The sequence below is a fragment of the Paramagnetospirillum kuznetsovii genome, from assembly GCF_003284725.1.
Taxonomy (GTDB): Bacteria; Pseudomonadota; Alphaproteobacteria; order Rhodospirillales; family Magnetospirillaceae; genus Phaeospirillum; species Phaeospirillum kuznetsovii.
This window is the reverse complement of record NZ_PGTO01000038.1, coordinates 1-17,235: the sequence shown is the minus strand read 5'-3', so window position 1 is coordinate 17,235 and position 17,235 is coordinate 1. Positions and strand designations below refer to the sequence as shown.

Annotated in this window: 19 protein-coding genes; 10 read left to right on the top strand and 9 right to left on the bottom strand. The window is 62.9% G+C overall.

Features of this window, described 5'->3' with window-relative positions; translation table 11 throughout:
• The first annotated feature begins 82 nt into the window (after positions 1 to 82).
• The 4 genes from mamS to mamV all read left to right on the top strand — a co-directional run bounded on the left by mamS (position 83) and on the right by mamV (position 3,193).
• Positions 83 to 625, top strand: a complete 543-nt coding sequence (gene mamS, locus CU669_RS20310) for a magnetosome protein MamS (protein ID WP_112147414.1) — start codon at positions 83 to 85, stop codon at positions 623 to 625.
• 25 nt (positions 626 to 650) lie between these two features.
• Complete coding sequence (gene mamT / locus CU669_RS20305) at positions 651 to 1,175, top strand: magnetosome protein MamT (RefSeq protein WP_239988819.1); 525 nt, start codon at positions 651 to 653, stop codon at positions 1,173 to 1,175.
• 57 nt (positions 1,176 to 1,232) lie between these two features.
• The gene (mamU, locus tag CU669_RS20300) at positions 1,233 to 2,126 is read left to right on the top strand and encodes a lipid kinase MamU (RefSeq protein WP_112147412.1); all 894 of its coding nucleotides are present in this window, start codon (positions 1,233 to 1,235) and stop codon (positions 2,124 to 2,126) included.
• A gap of 98 nt (positions 2,127 to 2,224) precedes the next feature.
• Complete coding sequence (gene mamV, locus CU669_RS20295) at positions 2,225 to 3,193, top strand: CDF transporter MamV (RefSeq protein ID WP_239988818.1); 969 nt, start codon at positions 2,225 to 2,227, stop codon at positions 3,191 to 3,193.
• A 63-nt stretch (positions 3,194 to 3,256) separates the two neighbouring features.
• Here mamV and CU669_RS20290 read toward each other — a convergent pair whose 3' ends face one another.
• Positions 3,257 to 4,411, bottom strand: a complete 1,155-nt coding sequence (locus CU669_RS20290) for a hypothetical protein (RefSeq protein WP_239988817.1) — start codon at positions 4,409 to 4,411, stop codon at positions 3,257 to 3,259.
• Positions 4,412 to 4,974: 563 nt separating this feature from the next.
• Between CU669_RS20290 and CU669_RS20285 the strand changes: the two genes are divergently transcribed.
• Positions 4,975 to 6,078 (top strand): chemotaxis protein CheY, encoded by a 1,104-nt coding sequence (locus CU669_RS20285; protein WP_239988816.1) that lies wholly within the window; start codon positions 4,975 to 4,977, stop codon positions 6,076 to 6,078.
• Between the two features lie 166 nt (positions 6,079 to 6,244).
• The gene (gene mamW / locus CU669_RS20280; protein ID WP_112147410.1) at positions 6,245 to 6,625 is read left to right on the top strand and encodes a magnetosome protein MamW; all 381 of its coding nucleotides are present in this window, start codon (positions 6,245 to 6,247) and stop codon (positions 6,623 to 6,625) included.
• A gap of 134 nt (positions 6,626 to 6,759) precedes the next feature.
• Here mamW and CU669_RS20275 read toward each other — a convergent pair whose 3' ends face one another.
• Positions 6,760 to 7,161: a helix-turn-helix transcriptional regulator gene (locus tag CU669_RS20275; protein WP_112147409.1), complete on the bottom strand. Its 402-nt coding sequence runs from the start codon at positions 7,159 to 7,161 to the stop codon at positions 6,760 to 6,762.
• Between the two features lie 229 nt (positions 7,162 to 7,390).
• Here CU669_RS20275 and CU669_RS20270 point away from each other — a divergent pair, with 229 nt between their 5' ends.
• Positions 7,391 to 8,656, top strand: coding sequence for a DNA-binding transcriptional response regulator (locus tag CU669_RS20270; protein WP_112147408.1), 1,266 nt, complete (start codon positions 7,391 to 7,393; stop codon positions 8,654 to 8,656).
• A 45-nt stretch (positions 8,657 to 8,701) separates the two neighbouring features.
• Here the strand turns inward: CU669_RS20270 and CU669_RS20265 are convergent, their stop codons facing one another.
• From CU669_RS20265 to CU669_RS21250, 3 genes are all read right to left on the bottom strand, one after another.
• The gene (locus tag CU669_RS20265; protein WP_112147407.1) at positions 8,702 to 9,277 is read right to left on the bottom strand and encodes a hypothetical protein; all 576 of its coding nucleotides are present in this window, start codon (positions 9,275 to 9,277) and stop codon (positions 8,702 to 8,704) included.
• 157 nt (positions 9,278 to 9,434) lie between these two features.
• Positions 9,435 to 9,914 (bottom strand): bacteriohemerythrin, encoded by a 480-nt coding sequence (locus CU669_RS20260; RefSeq protein WP_112147406.1) that lies wholly within the window; start codon positions 9,912 to 9,914, stop codon positions 9,435 to 9,437.
• Between the two features lie 311 nt (positions 9,915 to 10,225).
• Positions 10,226 to 10,480, bottom strand: a complete 255-nt coding sequence (locus tag CU669_RS21250) for a hypothetical protein (RefSeq protein ID WP_146747824.1) — start codon at positions 10,478 to 10,480, stop codon at positions 10,226 to 10,228.
• 125 nt (positions 10,481 to 10,605) lie between these two features.
• Between CU669_RS21250 and CU669_RS21510 the strand changes: the two genes are divergently transcribed.
• A complete protein-coding gene (locus CU669_RS21510) occupies positions 10,606 to 10,824 on the top strand; it encodes a hypothetical protein (protein ID WP_161539750.1) in 219 nt (72 codons plus the stop codon).
• Between the two features lie 78 nt (positions 10,825 to 10,902).
• On the opposite strand, the gene CU669_RS20245 is transcribed toward CU669_RS21510, so the two are convergent.
• The 4 genes from CU669_RS20245 to CU669_RS20230 form a co-directional block, all read right to left on the bottom strand.
• A complete protein-coding gene (locus CU669_RS20245; RefSeq protein ID WP_112147403.1) occupies positions 10,903 to 12,528 on the bottom strand; it encodes a pentapeptide repeat-containing protein in 1,626 nt (541 codons plus the stop codon).
• Positions 12,529 to 12,771: 243 nt separating this feature from the next.
• Positions 12,772 to 12,999, bottom strand: coding sequence for a hypothetical protein (locus tag CU669_RS20240; RefSeq protein WP_112147402.1), 228 nt, complete (start codon positions 12,997 to 12,999; stop codon positions 12,772 to 12,774).
• Positions 13,000 to 13,120: 121 nt separating this feature from the next.
• Positions 13,121 to 13,420 carry a hypothetical protein gene (locus tag CU669_RS20235; protein WP_112147415.1) on the bottom strand — a complete coding sequence of 100 codons (300 nt, stop codon included), beginning with the start codon at positions 13,418 to 13,420 and terminating at the stop codon, positions 13,121 to 13,123.
• 86 nt (positions 13,421 to 13,506) lie between these two features.
• The gene (locus tag CU669_RS20230; protein ID WP_161539749.1) at positions 13,507 to 13,857 is read right to left on the bottom strand and encodes a hypothetical protein; all 351 of its coding nucleotides are present in this window, start codon (positions 13,855 to 13,857) and stop codon (positions 13,507 to 13,509) included.
• Between the two features lie 203 nt (positions 13,858 to 14,060).
• Here CU669_RS20230 and mamE point away from each other — a divergent pair, with 203 nt between their 5' ends.
• Positions 14,061 to 15,947 carry a magnetosome formation protease MamE gene (gene mamE, locus CU669_RS20225; protein ID WP_112147400.1) on the top strand — a complete coding sequence of 629 codons (1,887 nt, stop codon included), beginning with the start codon at positions 14,061 to 14,063 and terminating at the stop codon, positions 15,945 to 15,947.
• A 61-nt stretch (positions 15,948 to 16,008) separates the two neighbouring features.
• Positions 16,009 to 17,004 carry a FraH protein gene (locus CU669_RS20220; protein WP_239988815.1) on the top strand — a complete coding sequence of 332 codons (996 nt, stop codon included), beginning with the start codon at positions 16,009 to 16,011 and terminating at the stop codon, positions 17,002 to 17,004.
• Positions 17,005 to 17,235 lie beyond the last annotated feature (231 nt).

Genomic DNA, 17,235 nt, shown 5'->3' with positions numbered 1-17,235 from the left:
ATCCCCCACGCCCGCGACATCCGCCTGTTCGTCAGCCCGGCGCCCGCCGTCGCGGCAAGGGCCTGAGCAAGAGAGGGGCGTCATGGACTTCCGGCCAGAGCATGTTTTGAGCCGTATTCGGCAGTTGGTGGGAGGCGTCGTCTCGCCCCAACTGGTGCTCGGACTCGGGGCCGTCCTGATTCTTGGACTGGTGGTCAACGCCATGCTTCCCGACCGCTTCACCGGCGGCGGCAAGATCGGCGGCGGCGTCACGGCTCAAAGCCAGGCCCTTTCGCTTCCCGCCGCTCTGCCGGGTCTGTCGCCTTTTACCCCGGCGACGCCCTTGCAGTTCAGCGGCCGTGTCACCCAGGTGGCCAGCATCGGTAATGATGTCGGCTGGGGGCAGGTCCATATCTGGATCGACAACGGCACCGGCGCCCTGCAGGAAATATCGGTGGCGCCACAGGCCTATCTCACCCAGATCGGCTGCCCGACCTTCGACGGAGCGCGGGTCAGCGGCGTCGGATTCATCTTCGATCCGGGGCGGCCCAACGCCGAGCTTTACGCCAAGTCGATCCTGGTCGGCGGGCGGACCTGCAAGTTGCGCGATGACGAGGGATTGGCACTGTGGATGGTGGTGCAGTGAGCCCGAGGAGACGGGGAAGGTGAGCATGGAGGCGCCGAGGCGCGGCCGTCGCTGGGTAAGCTTGGGGATGATCGCCTTGTTGGCGGCGATCGGGCTGGGACTCTATTGGGACCAGTTGTCCACTCCGTCCGGCATCACGCCCGCCACCTCGCCCCGACGGGCGGAAGGGATGCTGCTGGGACGTCTGCCGCTGCCCATGGAGCCGTCGCTGCTGTCGCCGCTGGAACGGTTGCTGGAACCGCCGCTCCGCTACAAGCTGATGACCATCCGCCATATCCCTCCGGTGAAGCCGGGGACCGGCATGCCGCACCCCTATGTGGGCGATTGCATCCAGTGCCACCTGATGGTGGGTGGCCCGGCCGCCGGGTCACAGTTCAAGACGCCCTATGGCGCCGTGCTGGAAAACCTGTCGCGGGTCCGTAAGCTGGGACCGCCCATTCTGCCGACCTCCCGCCAGCCGCATCCGCCGGCCGGTCGATGCATCAAATGCCACGACATCGTTGTCAAGGTGCCGGTGGACAAGAAAAGCGGCATGAGATGGCAATTGTGATCGCGGGCGCCATATCCCGCTGACCTGGGGCGGGACTGGACGGGACGGGGCGGAGCAATGCGCATCGCGGCCATCATCAATGAACGGGCGGGAACCGTCGCCCGTCTATCGCCCCCGGCCGTCGCCGCCCGGCTGTCGGCCATCTGGACCTCGCTGGGGCATCAGGCCCATGTCGCGCTCGCCGAAGGAAAGGACATGGGGCGGGCCATTCGCAAGGCCTGCCGCGATCCCGCCGTCCAGGTGGTCATCATCGGCGGCGGCGACGGATCCTTGTCCCGCTCGCTCAAGCATGTGGTGGGAAGCGGCAAGTCCCTGGGCGTCCTGCCGCTGGGAACCATGAACTACGTGGCCCGCCAGTTCGGCGTGCCGTTCGACCTTGACCGGGCGGCGGCAGCCTTGGCCGATGCGGTTCCAACCCCCATCGACCTGGGGCGGGTCAATGACCGTTTCTTCCTGATCCGCGCCTGTCTCGGCGCATTTCCCGAATTCATCCGTTCTCGCGATGATGCCCGCCGCAAAGGCGGGAGCTTTCTGGATGGAGCCCTGGCCGGGCTGACCGGCCTGGCCAGGGGTCATCGCGTGATCGAGGCGGAAATAGCCGGTCCGGAAGGCCGGGCAAGGATCACCACCTCCTTTATGATGGTGTCCAACAATATGTGCCGGGATTCCGATCCGTTCCTGCTGGAGCGCGAGCGCATGGATGGTGGCGTCTTGGGCGTTTACATCGGGCAGGGGGCAGGGCCGATCAGCCTCATGGATCTGGGGCTGCAGTTGGCCATGGGGCGCTGGGCCAGCAACGAGGCCCTCGTTCGGGGATCCTCGCCCTGGTTGGAAATCCGGACCCGACAGCGCAAGCCGTTGGTCTCCATCGACGGCGAGGTGGAAAAGATGGAAGCCCCCTTCCGCTTCGACATCCTGCCAGGCGCGCTGCCCATGCTGGTGCCCAAATAATCGCGACCTTGCAAGGTGGTGCGGTTGCCAGGGACGGCAGGCAACTGCTATAGAATAAGCCACGGCGCGCATTGGCGTCGCCGATGCTGGGAAGACAGATGAAACCAAGCAAATGCCAGGATTGTCGTGACCGAGCGGCCTGGCTGGACATGTTCACCGCCCTGGCTCTCGCCGTCTTCAAGACCGCTTTGGGGGTGTTGAGCGGCAGCATGGCGCTTCAGGCCCATTCCCTGCATTCCTTCGGCGATTTCCTGACCAAGGGCATCAATCTGGCCAGCGTCAAGCTGTCCAGCCGCCCGGCCAATTCCGCCTTTCCCTATGGCTATGGCAAGGTGCAATTCCTGTCGGCCAATTTCATCGGCATCAGCCTGATGATCGGGGCCGCAACCATGTTGTGGTACAACATCAGCCATCTCGGCTCCGGCCATGTGCAGGTTCCCGAGGTCTGGGCCGTTTTCGGGGCCTTGATCTCCGCGGGGACCGCCGAACTTATGCATCGCTATCTGCGCTGTGTGGCCGAGCACACCAACAGTCCTGCCATCATGGCCGCCGCCGCCGACAATCGGGGCGACGCCTATTCTTCGCTGGCCGTGCTGGCGGGTATCGTTTTGTCCATCCTGGGATGGGTGGCGGCGGATCATCTGGCGGCCATCTTGGTGTCGGTCCTGGTTCTGCGCATCGGCGCGGTGATCGCCTGGGACAGCATCCACGGATTGATGGACGGCAGCGTTCCGTCCCATCGCATCGACGGTATCCGGCAATTGCTGGCCGCCCACCATCCCGGCGTCAGCGTCGTGGATCTGCGCGGTCGCCGCATGGGGGAAACCTGGGAAGTCGATCTGCAATTGTCAATTTCAAGCCAGGTCACGGTCGAGGAATGCCACGCCCTGACCCGGGAGCTGGAAAGCCGGATTGCCCGGGAAGAACCGCATGCCTGTCATATCCGTATCCGTTTCATTCCTCAATCCGGGGATCCGGCCAGGACGGTCGTCATGGATGCTGCGGCGGCGGTGGATGAGTTCGCCCATCTGGTCGAGGCCCCCGCGCCCCGTCCCGCCGGGCCGTGATAGCAAATCTTGGCGATCAGAACCGATCACCGAGATTTCATATGAGCCTGAAGGGGTGGGTCGCTATGCCGTCGGCGATTGGCTGAGGCGCTGGAAGGCGGCTTCTTGGGAATCGGCGGCGCGGCGCTCTTGCAAGATCACATCGGCATCGTTCAACCGCCTAGCGGCCACCAGTTTCAGCGGCGAGGTGTCATCCTTCTCCAACTCGCTGAGGGCATTGTCGAGGGCCGACAGAGACAGCACGTTCTGCCATCCGGTCTTGAACATCTCCAGCAGGCTGGTGGAGAGCGAGGGGTAGCCGCCGAGCATTGTGATCAAGGTCTCAAATTCGGACATCTTGTAGAAAATCTTCGACGACGATCCTAACGCGGCGGGACTGGTTCCATCGACGATCCGAGACGATTCCTGGACGGTCCGTTCCAGGCCGGAGGCCAGGATTTCGAACGAGAACTTACTGACGGTCCCCAGGATTTCGGCATATTTCTTCTTGAAGAAGGATCCCGATTCGCCTTCGTCCTGGCAATAGCCGTGGACGAGTCCCATGAGGTTCATCAGGCGATTAAAATGGTCGCTGATCTTCGCCTTGGCGTTTGCCGCCGTGGGGTCTTGGAGCAGGGCTTGAAGCTCTTGGGAGATGCGCAGCGCTTCATGGACGACTTGGGCTCGGCGGTTGGACGGCGGCAGGTGCTGGATATCGGTGCTTTGGGTGCCGCCGGGTGTTGCGGCTTTGCCGATCCCGGCGACGGCTTTCGACGGCGACTGGACTGTCGACTCGGCGGTCGCGCCGCTCTGCGCCGCGGGGGCACTTTCGGGCCGGGGGGCGGCGGGCGATTTCGCCGACGCGGTTTCCGCCGCTGGGCGGGGGGCCGCTCCATCGGTGGCGCGGCGGCGCGGTCCTTGGTAGTTGGGAAGATCATTCCGCCTGCGGTCGGGGCCGGCATAGCCGCCGCAATCGATGAATTCGCGCGAGTCGCCGAGCAGCGCCGAGACGGCTTTCAGCATCCCTCGCAGGGTGAGGGGAAGGGTGGCGAAGGCAGAGGCGCCTGCATCCCTGGCGCGGGTCAGGCGTTCGTTATCCCATCCTTCCGTGACGCACAGGACCGGAACCGTCCGGGCTCTGGGAGGCAATTCGCGCCGGATATGCTTCAGCAGGTCGATATGGCCGTCGCCGACCTCGGCCCAAATGACGAGATCAATGGTGGTGTAGCGAAGCTGCAATGTCGCGTGTTCAAACGTATCCGTCTCGTGAGTTGTACCGATCCCAATTTGGTTAAGAACGTCGGCGAGCAGGCGACGCTTTTTCTTGTCCGATGAAATCAGAAGGCATGCAATATTCTTGAAAGATGGAAGAGTCAGCATGCATTAGCTCATAAGACGTCTGGATCATATTTAATAGAGAGGCGGAGGACACATCGGACAATTCGGTGCGCCGAAAGTAGGGTGCTGCTTGGCGGTAAGCTTATGCCGTATGATGTGCCGAGTCCATGGGGCGGCGAGGAATTCATGTTCGGAAGGTGGAATAGCCCGGGTGGACGCCCAACCGCGGCGTAACAATAGACAGCAAATCTCATAATTCGAGGGTTGTGCATTGGCCTTAGCAATGCTTCGATATATGCCTGATCGGTGGGGTTCGAAAGAGGTAGATCCTCGGGATGAAGTCATTTTCTGCCTGTAAGGGTCTTGTTGCTATCGCAGATGGCGGCCTGCGCAGGGTGCTGCGTGAGTTGTTGCTTGGGGTGAAGCTGCATGATGTCGAGTACCTCTCCGATGTCGGGGGGGTGATGCATGCCGTTCGCGCTAATCCTTCCGTCGACCTGATCATCTCCCAAAACGATATCCCGGGCGGCGGGAGCGTCGCCATCGCCCGCTTTGTCCGTTGGGAAATGCCCGCGCCCGCCAAGACGCTTCCCATCATCAGCCTGGGCCGGGATTGGACGCCGGAGCTATTGCTGGAAACCCGCGAGGCCGGCATCTGCGAGGTCATCGCCATGCCGACCTCGCTGATGGCGGTGCAGGCGAAGCTGTTGTCCGCCATGGACGGCAAGCGGCCTTTCATTTCCACCGCCACCTATCGCGGCCGCTGCCGTCGTCGCCGGTCGTCCAAGGGCTATCAGGGACCGTTCCGCCGAGCCGAGGACCGCATTGCCGAGCAGTTGAACCAGGCGGTGGAGAAATCGGAACGGCGGGCGATCCGGCAGGACCAGCAGGGAGAGCGTTCCCCGCCGCCCGTGCCCACGCCCGGGCAGGCGGCCGTCGTGCAGCAGAACGCCGCCTCCTCGGCGGCACGTCCCCGGGCGAATGAGGTCGAGGTCGAGGAAGGGGGCGATCGCCAGACCCGCGCGGTGATCGACAAGGCCTTCGTCACCACCCGCCTGATCGAGCAGCTTTTGGCGCGATTGGTGACCACCACCGATAGCGTGGGGCAGGCAACTCTGAACACGGCGGTGGCCGATGCCGAAGAGCGCTTGATCAACCTCATGGCGCTGGTGCAGATGCGCATCGAACAGCACGGCTGCTCGGCGGCGGATGTCGAACGTCTGCGCATCATCCGTAAATCTGTGGATGCCAGTGCGGAATCGCTCTTACGCGCCCAGCTTTCCCGGCTGATCAAGTCCGGCGAGGATCTCTTGTCCGGGCGTGCCGGACTGTCTTTCAATATGGGCCTCGCCATGCAGGCCCGCATGAGCTATGCCCAATTCCTGATCAATCTCCGCGGCGGCCTCGATATGCTCGACGGCGAGGTCAAGGACGCGGTCGACAAGGCCCAAGGCATCGTGGCGCAGGTGAAGGAAATCGAGGCGGGGATCATGCCGCTGCCTCAGTTCGAAACCGCCCGCTCGTCGAAATTGCCGACGTCCGAGCGTTCGGGGCCTGCGGGCCGCTGATCCGGTCTCGGCGCCGCGTTCCGCGCGCCCGGCCCTGTTTCCGAACCATAGAAGATGACGTGTTTTCCCCCTTCGGCTATGATCGCCGCCGGTTTGCCTCGGCATATGGAGACCGGGCGCTTTCGCCCTGGGATCTTGGCGCGGCCCGTGGGTTTGGAATGCGGCTATGCTGACAGCGATCATCGCCGGTATTTTATTGTTTCTGTTCGGTGTGCTCATCAAGGGCGTGTTCGCGCATGCCATGGTGATTCTCGTCGCTTGGCTCGCCAAGAACGGCCTGTTGCTGGCCTTTCTCCGGACCCGCTTCGGCCGTCGCGTGGTCCGGAACGTGCGTTTCAAGACCTATGCCCAGGTGGGGCCGGGCGGCGGACGGCGGCGGGCCTATCAGATCTTCAAGCGGATGGCGGGGGCTGAACGGGCGACGGTTCGTGTCCTGACCCGGGTGCGCGACGGGTTCGCCCTGATGATCCGGCCTCGCCCCAAGACGGCGGTGGCGCCGCGCCGCAAGGATTCGTCCGGAGGAGGTCGGGGAGAGCGGCTCGGCTAAAGCGACGTGCGTCAAATCAGACGCGCGTCGCGATCAGCGGCCATTGAGGCCGCGGCCAAGCGGCCGGAGGGCCGCGCCCGGCGAGGGGCAAACAAATGAAGCGAGAGCGTGATGCATATTTAATGCATCACGCTCTAAAGCAACCGCCGGACGTCGATCCTCAGGGCCTCGGCGATCTTTCGCAGCACGATCATGTCAAACCCGGCTTCCAGGGCGGCCAGCGTTTCCAGACTGACGCCCGCCGTCTGGGCCAGGGATTCGCGGGTCATGCCGCGATATTCCCGATAGACTTGGACCGGGCTTTGTCCGGCCATCAAGCGGTCCGCGACCGCATGGGGGATAAGCTCCCGCTCGCTCTCGGCGACGGGGGCGCAGGGCTTTGGGGGGAGGGCGGGCTTCGGCGGTTCGGGGTCGCGCAGTGCCGCCTGCGGCTTTTCCCCGGTCAGCAGGACACGCATCTTGTCGAGAATTTCCGCCATCTTGGCGTCCCGCGCGGCGTCCGTTTCCGGTAAAGGCACCCCCTTTTCCGTGCCCATTCTTGTCTCCTAATCCTGGCCGAATACCGGACTTGGCGTCAGCCTCGACCAGTGTTTAAGGGTGCCGCAAGCTCCCTCCGATTCGCAAGGAGTTTGATAACCCGGCCATAACCATGCTTCAATACCTATTCATCGGATCTAGACTAGCACGGAATGGGTTTTCCCGCTTTCATCTGCTGGCTCTTTATTCCCGGAGATGCGGAGCACGCGTGGGGCCAAGGATCGTGGAATGTCATTGAATACCTCCTTCTTAGGCAAGGCCTGCATGGTCGTGGCCTCGGACGATTCTCTGTGCAGCTTGATCGCGACATCCTTGCATCAGATTGGATTTGCCGACGTTTTGAAGTCGGCCATCCTGACCGAAGCGATAAAATTCGCCGATTCCGCCAACTATGACCTGATCGTTTGCGCCGGTACCGATATCGATGAACCGCTCGACATGATTCGACGCATCCGAATGGAAACCCCCGAAGGGGCCGTGACCGGGCCGATGATTTGCGTCATCAGTCATATGGATGTCGGCAATCTGGCCATGATGCGGAATTCCGGGGCCAATTGCGTCATGACGTTGCCCATCAGCACGCGCACCATGCTGAAAAACGTCAATCGCGCCTTGAACGAAAAACGCGACTTCATCTCCAATCCGACCTTTCGGGGGCCTTGCCGCCGCAATCCCACATCGGATACTTACTACGGACCGCTCCGTCGTGCCGCCGACCGCCAGGACGGAGCACCGCAATCGCCGTCTTCCTCTCCCCTTCCCGCCCAGGCCCCTCGGAGGCCTGCCGCCGCCGGGCATTCCGGAGTGCCGGGCGCCTCCCCGCATCGGCCGCGTGCGTCGGCCGATGCGGGGGAGGATCCCAATTCCCAGGCCTCCATCATCTTCAATGGCGTGAGCGAAATCGCCGCCAGAATCGAGCATCTGAAGGAGGCCCTGCACGCCACCGATGACGAGCGGACGCGCAAGGTCGTGCGCGCCGAGATCATGGAGGCCGCGGAGAGGCTTGTGAACCTCGTCGCTCTGGTGGATTTGAACAAAGCCCTCCATCGCGGACAGGACAACCCGCTGCGGCAGAAGATCGAGTCGATGAAGGCTTTGTTCATCGACATCTTGCGGCAGATGTCGGTCGGCAGGCTGGACGCGATCATCGCCGACATGGAGAGGTATCTGTACGGCAAGGAAATCGCCTTGGGGGGCAGCGACCTTCTGCAGGAACGATTGGCCTCGGTGGAGGAAATCGTCGCGGTCCTCGGCGGACGCAAAGCCGACGAAACCATGAAGCGAAAGCTGGATTCCGCCTGGGAAGGGATCGGGACGCTCCAGAAAATGGAAACGGAAAAATTTGAATTGGCCGATCTGACGCGCAACAAGCGCAGCAAGCACCGGGTGAGCCGGATTCATCCTCCCGCCGAGGCGATGGATGGGGTGGCAAGCCAGAACGGGGTTGCCGATCTTTTGCGTTCGCGTGGCGACGGGGCGGCGAAGAAGTCCTGATCCGGCCCCCTTGGCGGGGCGATCAGCGGGATTCGGGCCCAGAGCCTATTTCAGCCGAAGCTTCTGCTGCCCGGCCAGTCGCGCCACCGTCGTGGGTATCGCCGCGGACGATGGTCTTGCCGCCGTGATGGGAGCCGGGGCCGGGGCCGGAGCCGGAGCCAAAGTCGGTCGGGGGGCGGCTGCCGTCATCGGCGGCAGCACCGAGCGGGCCGCGACCACATCGGCGGCGATCTGCTTCATGCCACGCCGCAGGGCGGCGTTTTCAGTTTTCAGTCGCCTCGCCTGAAGCCAGTTCCGTTCGCTTTGTTCCAGGCATATTTGCAAGATCACCTGAAGGCGGAGCATTTTATCGTCGGTGACGGAAGCCCGGGTGTCGGGAGTTGTTCCGGAGAAGATGTCGGCGGCCACGAAGTCGCCGCCGCTTTCATGGGCAGATTCGCCGTCCTGAATCACGGACTCGGTCAAATGCGCCAAATGGGCGATGGCGGCCATCATTTCCTGATCGGACGCGGCACCGGGGGCTCCGGGGACATTGCCGCAGGCGTTCAGGATTTTCAGCAGGAATTCATGGGATTTCCGCAGGTTCGCCAGCGCGACGGACAATATCGAAGGATCAGCCATCTCTCAGTACCCTGCGCTGTCGCAGACAGGCCCATTCTGTCTGAACTCGCTGTGGTCGGCAATCCCATCCCGGCCACTCTTCCGGGTGCCGACATGGCTTAGGCCCAGCCCAAAGAGAAGAGGCGCATTCGGCGACGAGAGCCTTTTTTGCCTTGAGCTATGAGGCAAACTCGGTGTCCAGGCCTGCGGCCATGTAGACCAGGGGGCGATCATCCACATTGGCGTTGGTCAATATCCCCTTGTATTGGGCATCCACGACCCGGATGTGGCTGTTCAGCCATTCCGCGACCAAGGCCGACAGGGCGCGGATATGTTCGATGTCGCCGGTCTCGCGGTAAGTCTGGATGACGCGGTTCACCCGGTCGGCAAAGGCGTCGTGCGCCGCGATATGCTCGGCCATATAGGCGTAGTCGGCCGTGGCCATGGCCATTTGCTCGCGCAGGAAATGCCCCTCGACATATTCCTCGAGGATATTGATGGCGGTTTCGATGAGGGCGAACTGCTCGTTGTTCGGCGTGGAGGCCACCTCGTACATCAGAGCCGCCAAGCGAAAGAACGCCTGATGATCTTCGTCGATGGTGTCGACGTTCACGGATAAATCATCGGTCCATTCGGGGAGCGGATTGGTCTGATTCATGCCTTGTCTCATTGCCTGCTAAGGCGGGCGGCCCAACTACGGCAGATGCCCTCATGCGAGGTCCACTTAGTCCGCCACCGTGTCCAAAAGTCAACCGGGATTGTCGGTGAATCCAGCTAAAATTCGAGCTCCAATCGAAAGTCGCGATACCTTCAGATCCTGACCATGGAACATAACATCGACAGCCTTTCCTGCGTGCCGGACTGTCTTGCATGCCTGACCTTAATCTAGCACGGATCGGGCGGGCAGAGAGGAATAAAAATAAGTCGCAATCGCTGGTGACGGGTCGCATTCGTCCCCGGATGCAACAATCATTTGACTAGCCCCTGCCGCATGGGGATCAATTCATCAATCCATACGGTTTCACTGGGAATCGCGATGTGAATGTGAGGGAAGCGGTGGCGCATAATCATGCTTTCGGTTTCGAGACGATTCGCCGGAAGGTAAACTCCGCCAGTTGGCTGCGTCTGCTTCTGGTTGCGGCGCTTGGTCTGACGGTTGCGATCTTGTTCGTGCAGCTTTTCATCGTGGTTGCCGTGGGGGCGCTGTGCGTGCTTTTCGTTCATTATGTGGTCCAGCGTGCCATGGGGCCGGGAACCCGGATCCGGTTGCGGATGCCGCCCACTCTGTCCGCGCGATTGAAAGACTGGATTTGGCGGAAATAACGGTTTCAGCCTGACAGGAGGCATGGATGAACGCGCATCAGGAAGAAAATGCGGGCCGGGTGAAGGAAATCCCGGTAGAGACCTTCGCGGCTGGGGTCGCCAAACTGATCACCGGCTGCGTGTCCGGCGTTCACGGTGGCCATGACGCCGAAGGCGGCGGTATCTTCGTCGCCGTGGGTCGTGATTTGGGGGCCTTGCTGCACAAGGTTGAGGCCGGTCTGATGGGCGGTGGCAAGGGCAAATAGACGGCCGACCGCAGCGACCCCCATGACCCCGTCCCAAGGATGGGATAGGGGGATGGGGATAGGGGCGGGGAACTCGGCTCAGGGACGCGGGGGCTGCTTGCTGCGAACGCTGTAGCAGATGACGTCGATGCCTTCGCCGTGGGTGTCGTTGGCGGCTTTCCACTTCCGGGCGACGCGCTCGAATGTGAAGAGATCACGCTGAGTCAGGGGATTGGAATACAGCTCTTCCAGAACCAGAACCTCGCCCACAACTCCCACCGGCATCAGACGCGCCGACGGCGAAATGGAATTGGCGATCAGCTCGTCGCTCTCGCTTCCTTCGGGATCGACCCGGACGGTTGCCATGCTCCAATTGACCGCCACATAGGACTCGACTTGCATGTCGCGCAGCATGCTGATGTACAGTCCGCCGCAACGCAGGGCGTCGGTGGGGTCGCCGAAACCGACCAGAATGGCATTGCCGCTGGTCGTCATGGGGACGCTGACATCTTGTCCGAGGAAGTTGCGGTTATACTGGACCAGCAGGTCCAGCAGCATGGCCTTCTCGGCACTGGTTTTCCGGCTCACCTGATCGAGATACAGGGCGAGAATGGCTAATTCCTTGGATTCGTAGGTATAGAACGGGCTGTCCTGCGGCTCCGCGTAAACCGGGGCCGGTACATGCGAGGGAGCCTCCTCCTGCCCTGAATCGGCCAAAAGGTCCGAAATCTGCGACTCGGCAAGCGGCATGGCGGCGACTGTCGCCATTGGGGGGGCGTCGAAGGCGACATCCTCGTCCCCTACCATCTCCTCGACGGCAGCAGGTTCCGGCTCGGGCATGGGTTCCGGCTCAAGATCCGCGGGCTCATCCACCAGCGCGTCGCACAGTTCCGGCTCTTGCTCTGGCTCGGCAATTTCCGGCTCGTCCGCGTTATCCCATCCCGGTTCGGTCTCGAAGACCTGCTCGGCTTCGAAGACCGATTCGATCTCGTTCGAAGGCGGCACGACCGAATCGGGCGTGGCGTCAAAATCATCGGCCTCAAAGGTCTCGACCGAAACGGGCTGCGGGCGTTCGGAGACGGTGCGGGGCGGAGGAGACTGTTCGGGCTCGGGTTCCAGACCCAGATCCGTTACGGTGGCCTGAGGACGACCGGCGGTCCGGCGAATGACCGCGCCAGACATGTTGGCGCCGTCGAGGAGTGCCCCGGCGGTCACGGCATCGGTAAGATCGGCGCCGGTGAAATTGGCATTGCGAGCGTCGGCGCCCGCCAGATTGGCGCCGGCCAGGGTCGCGCCGGAGAAATTGGCCCCCATCAGCTTGGCGCCGGCCAGATTGGCTCCGGTCAGATCGACCCCGGACAAGTCCATCTTGCCGGCCAGATTGGCGCCGGCCAGATTGGCCATGCGCATATTGGCGCCGGAGAAGTTGGCGCGCAGCAAGGTCGCACCGGCGAGGTTGGCGCCTTGAAGCTTGGCGCCGGACAGATCCGCGTCTTCCAGGCAGGCACGGGGAAGGTTGCAGTCACGGAGATTCGCACCCGACAGAACGGCCTTGCGCAGATTGGCCAGCGACAGCAGCGATCCGGACAAATCCATTCCGGCGAGATTGGCCCCGCGCAGATTGGCGTTGGTCAGGTCCGGCCGCACATCGGGCTCCTGCTGGCGCCAGGCGTTCCAGTCGCCGGCCCCTTGGCCGAGATGTTGTAGGTGGTGTACGTTTCCCATCACAAGCAATCGATCTGTTTTTTCAAACACTCAAATCTTACACCAGACCATGGATTTTTCAAAAACTTATCTTCAGTCAGGCGGCGTGATGAAATGAGTGGGCTGGGTCTGCTACAACAGCGGTTAATTTTGTTTTAATAATGACCAAGTTCTTGCTTTCTTTTGTCGGTCATTGATGGGAGGTCCGCTTGTGGTGGATTCCCTCTGTTCCGGCGCGTGGTCCGCGAGGGGGCTGCGTGGTTTCTACCAACGACGGCCTCTGCCCAGCGCCCGTTCCCATTCCGCGATCACGCTTTCGTCGATGGTCTGGGCGGAGTGGTCCTGGCCCGCATCCGCCTCGGTGGCCTTTCTCAATTGCGCTTCCAACTCGGCGATGCGCGCTTCCAGCATGGCGATCTTCTGGGCCTGGGTGGGGCGATCCTTATGCCGCTGTCGATAGCGTCTTTGTTTCTCCGCCGGTGTCAGGGCCATGTCGTCTCCGGTGACGCGATGCGAGCTGGGCGGGGGCGGCTTCCATGCGGCCCGGCCATGCCTTGCTTGATTTGCGCCTATGCCTTGCCTGATTTGCGCCTATGCCTTGCCTGATTTGCGCCTATGCCTTGCCTGATTTGCGATTGAGCAGTTGATTCAGAACCTCGGCCTGAGAGCTTGCCCGTACCTCCGCCTTCGGGGGAGCGACGGCTTTTTCGGTGGGCTCCGCCATCGTGGTCTTGGCTGGGGCGGCGGGCGGCGGGGCGGCGGATATGGGTGGGGAAGCGGGGACCGGCGGCGCGACCATGATCTTGTCGTCGTCCTGTGCCAATTCGCTCGCTATCTTGGCGATATCGGTTGTGGCGCTAATGATGCCCCTGATGATCGCTAGGGCTTCTTCCTTATTGTCAAGCTCGCTCATTTTCCACTGCTCCGACAAAACGGCCGTGCGGTTGCCGCGCGTGGCCAATCTTTCCTGACTTCCGCCTGGCGCGAAAGTCTCGCGCTTCAGATTGGCGGAGTAGCGACGGAAAAGCCGGATTTGGCATGGGGCAGAGAGTTCACGGCGGAAATGTATCCTCCGACGCAGGCGGCGCCAAGCACGCCGACCACGACCAATCCCAGGCCCGGCCCGATCACGATCGTGATCGGCAGTCCCAGGAGCGCCCCGGAGAGAAGTTTCGGTGCCGCTAATTTCAGTCCGGTCAGGGGGATGTCGAACATAAAATCTTCCATGGCAGGGTGGTATGATCCGACGGATCCGTATCCGTTCAGATTAGCATAGGATTTGCCCAAAGCATCAAGGTTTTGGGGGAGGCGGCCATCCGCCGTCCCATTGGCCCCGCCGATTCCGGGCATGCCCGGCTTGCCGGGGGGGGCAGCCATTCTTTCATGTGGCTGCGTCTTAATCGCATGATTTAGCGGCCGGATGAGGCGATTTATTCTGTTTTCTTATCCGCTTGGTGTGCTCTCGCCTATATCAGGTTGGAGTAATTGTGCTAAAAAGCGTGGCCGTCCCGGGGCGCCCTGCGGACCGCTTGTGACTCTGTTAGTGGTACTGGATGACGATGCTTGATGGCGATGTGAAGACCGATGGGCGCCCCTATGCCCCTCGCAGCAAGGATTTGAAGCGGTATCTCATGCTGATGGGCGTGGTGGCCTTGATCGTGCTGTTCGGCGCCTTCATCTTTCGCCAGCAGTCGGGCGGCAGCCGCCTGGGAACCCTGTTCCAGCAATTGGGCCACGGCACCACGTCGCCGACGTCCCCCCTTCCCGCAAAGGCCCTTGCGGGGGCGACTTTGCCGCCGGTCATGGATGCCGGACCTGGCCAGGTGGGAAGCGGTGGAGGGTTTTCCCGCGTCGTCACCCTTTTGCGCCACAGTGTCGTGAGCGTGACCGCGTCGTCGCCGGGTCGCGCGGCGGCGGCGAAAGCCCAGATGCCCCCCAGTCCCGACGTCTTGCCGCGTTTCGCCAATCCGACGACCACCTCGGTGGAAAATATCGGCACCGGGGTGATCGTTCGCGATGACGGTTTCATCGTCACCAACTATCACGTGGTGCGCGGCGCCAATTCGGTCGTCGTCTCGGTGTCGGACGACGCGGGGGCGACCCGCTATTCGGCCGAGATCGTCAAGATGGACGAGGCTCTGGATCTTGCCTTGCTGAAGATTGCCCCCAGGGCGCCGCTGACCTCGGCGGTCCTGGGCGACAGCAGCGCGGTGCGGGTCGCCGATGAAGTGATCGCCATCGGGACGCCCTTCGGTCTGGACATGTCCGTCAGCCGCGGCATCATTTCCGCCAAGGGCAAGTCCATGGTGATCGAGGGCGTCACCCATTCCAAACTGCTGCAGACCGACGCCGCCATCAATCAGGGCAATTCCGGCGGGCCGCTGGTGATTTCCAACGGAATGGTGATCGGCATCAATACCGCCATCTACACCCCCAGCGGCGCCTTTGCCGGGATCGGATTCGCCGTACCCAGCAATCAGGTTCGCTTGTTCGTTGAAGATGAAGTGAACGGGTTGCCGGCCATGGCGGCGGCGGGCCCCGCCATGGGATTCGTCGCCCTTCAGGCTCCGGGGCTGGCTGGCGTCGGAGCGGCTGGTCCAGCCATTGCGGCGGGTGTGCCTTCGCCTCATACCGATGGTCGGCAGACCATGGCCTGCGACAACTGCCATCAGATCACTGGGGCCGTGGCCGGTCCCATCGCCTTCGCTCAGTCCATGATGCCCATCGCCGCACCGGCACCCGCCGCGCCGCCCATCCAGGCCAATGCCGCCAATCCCCATGCCGATGGCCGCCAGAACATGAATTGCGCCAGTTGCCACCAGATCATCGGCGCGACCGCCGGTCCGGTTGCTTTCACCCCGCAGCCGATGATGCCCATCGCCGCACCGGCACCCGCCGCGCCGCCCATCCAGGCCAATGCCGCCAATCCCCATGCCGATGGCCGCCAGAACATGAATTGCGCCAGTTGCCACCAGATCATCGGCGCGACCGCCGGTCCGATCGCCTTTGGTCAGCCGGGGGGGAGCGGATATCAATTCGCCCAGCCGCCCGGCGGGCTGGGGGTCAATATCCAAGGCGCACGCGGTGGAACCGGGACTGGGGCGGGAATGGTGGGGCACAGCCTGTACGGCGCCGTATTGGCGCCCCTGTCCCCGCAGATGAGCGTTCAGACCGGCCTGCCGGTCGGGCGGGGGGTGCTGATCACCGGCGTTTCCCCCAATACGGCGGCGGCAAGTGCCGGATTGCGGCCCGGCGATGTTCTGCTCAAGGTCGACGGCCGTCCTGTCGCCCTCCCCCATGACGTGGCCGGCATAATGGGCGAAATGCCGAGCGGCGGCTCCGTTCGTCTGGGAGTGTTGCGCGATGGAGCCATCCGCAACATGACCTTGGTTGCCGGTTCTGGAGTGGGAATGCCGCCGTCCGGCAAAGGTCTGTGGTGAGAGGCGCCGAATTCCGGGTTGTTCTGTGATGCCGGGTTGTTCTGTGATGATGGAGCATTAGATGGCGATGAACCGACGCCCCCGTGCCAAGGGGATCTCTGGCGACAAGCGCGTGAAGGCCGGGGCCGATGCCCCGTCGGTCCCGGCTGCCGACCCCGAGATTTCGGCGTCTTCCGCGCCGGAGCCCGCCGTGCCCGCGCCCGCGCCTCTGGCCCCGGTGATCAAGCCGGTGGGGGGGGATGCCTGGGCGTCGCTGCTGAGCGGTTCGCCCTGGTCCTCTCCCGAAGCGGCCAGCCCGACGGCGTCGGTGCCCAAGCCGGTCATGCCGAGCGCATTGGCGGAGGCGGTCGCCAATGCGCCGACGGAAGCGGCCCCGTTCACCGAACTTGTCTCCCACTGGTCGCCGCCCTTCCGGCGGCAGCCGGATCGGGAGTATGAAGAGATCAATCCCGCCGAGGCGGCAATCCCCGTGACGGCGCTGACGCCCGAGCCCGAGGCGATTGTCGTCCCCGAGCCCGAGCCCGAGCCCGAGCCGGTTCCCATCCCGGCCCCCGAATCCGAACACGAACCCGAATCCGTGCCTGAGCCTGAGCCGGAAGCGGCTCACGGCCATGCCGCGACCTTGACCGAGGGAGATGTTGAAATGATGACCAGCGATGTTGTGCCTGAGATTGCTTCGGATCTGGAGGTCGTCGAGGCCCCCGCCGTGATCGAGCCGTCTCCCCAGCCGCAGGCATTTTCCCCGTCGACGGCCTATGCCTATGCCGCGGAACCGGCCCCGGTGGTCGAGACGGTGGCAGAGGCGGACCTTGCCGTCTCCGCCGAAAATCCGGTCAAGGAGGTTCCCGTGGAAGACCTGTTCACCGGGATCTTCAATGTGGCGGATTCGGCCGTGCGCGGCGCCATCGGCGCCTCCACCGATCTTCTGCGGAACCGCAAATCCGTGGCCGACAGGATTTCCGTCAAGGGGCGGACCCTGGTGCAGTCCGTGACGGAGCGCTTCGGCGCCTTGCTGGCTCCGCGCCACGGCGGCGGTGGCAAGGGCGACGACTTCTAGCTGTTCTCGCAGGATGAGCAATGACGACAGGAACCCGAATGAACGTGGAACACAGCCATGATTGAAGTCGGCGAGACCATGGGCGATCTACCCACCAACAAGATCGTCTTTTGCGAACGGTCGTGGAAGACGCCTGTCTCGATCCTGGCCTTCCTGATCTTCGTGACCTTCGCCTGGGGGATCTATCTCCTCGACCATTACGACGAGGACGATAATTTCCACGGGGCCGAC

Coding starts and splice junctions, on each gene's coding strand:
- mamS (WP_112147414.1), top strand. CDS start 83: ATGGACTTCCGGCCAGAGCATGTTTTGAGCCGTATTCGGCAGTTGGTG.
- mamT (WP_239988819.1), top strand. CDS start 651: ATGGAGGCGCCGAGGCGCGGCCGTCGCTGGGTAAGCTTGGGGATGATC.
- mamU (WP_112147412.1), top strand. CDS start 1,233: ATGCGCATCGCGGCCATCATCAATGAACGGGCGGGAACCGTCGCCCGT.
- mamV (WP_239988818.1), top strand. CDS start 2,225: ATGAAACCAAGCAAATGCCAGGATTGTCGTGACCGAGCGGCCTGGCTG.
- CU669_RS20285 (WP_239988816.1), top strand. CDS start 4,975: ATGCATGCCGTTCGCGCTAATCCTTCCGTCGACCTGATCATCTCCCAA.
- mamW (WP_112147410.1), top strand. CDS start 6,245: ATGCTGACAGCGATCATCGCCGGTATTTTATTGTTTCTGTTCGGTGTG.
- CU669_RS20275 (WP_112147409.1), bottom strand. CDS start 7,161: ATGGGCACGGAAAAGGGGGTGCCTTTACCGGAAACGGACGCCGCGCGG.
- CU669_RS20270 (WP_112147408.1), top strand. CDS start 7,391: ATGTCATTGAATACCTCCTTCTTAGGCAAGGCCTGCATGGTCGTGGCC.
- CU669_RS20265 (WP_112147407.1), bottom strand. CDS start 9,277: ATGGCTGATCCTTCGATATTGTCCGTCGCGCTGGCGAACCTGCGGAAA.
- CU669_RS20260 (WP_112147406.1), bottom strand. CDS start 9,914: ATGAATCAGACCAATCCGCTCCCCGAATGGACCGATGATTTATCCGTG.
- CU669_RS21250 (WP_146747824.1), bottom strand. CDS start 10,480: ATGAACGAAAAGCACGCACAGCGCCCCCACGGCAACCACGATGAAAAG.
- CU669_RS21510 (WP_161539750.1), top strand. CDS start 10,606: ATGAACGCGCATCAGGAAGAAAATGCGGGCCGGGTGAAGGAAATCCCG.
- CU669_RS20245 (WP_112147403.1), bottom strand. CDS start 12,528: ATGGGAAACGTACACCACCTACAACATCTCGGCCAAGGGGCCGGCGAC.
- CU669_RS20240 (WP_112147402.1), bottom strand. CDS start 12,999: ATGGCCCTGACACCGGCGGAGAAACAAAGACGCTATCGACAGCGGCAT.
- CU669_RS20235 (WP_112147415.1), bottom strand. CDS start 13,420: ATGAGCGAGCTTGACAATAAGGAAGAAGCCCTAGCGATCATCAGGGGC.
- CU669_RS20230 (WP_161539749.1), bottom strand. CDS start 13,857: ATGCCCGGAATCGGCGGGGCCAATGGGACGGCGGATGGCCGCCTCCCC.
- mamE (WP_112147400.1), top strand. CDS start 14,061: ATGACGATGCTTGATGGCGATGTGAAGACCGATGGGCGCCCCTATGCC.
- CU669_RS20220 (WP_239988815.1), top strand. CDS start 16,009: ATGGCGATGAACCGACGCCCCCGTGCCAAGGGGATCTCTGGCGACAAG.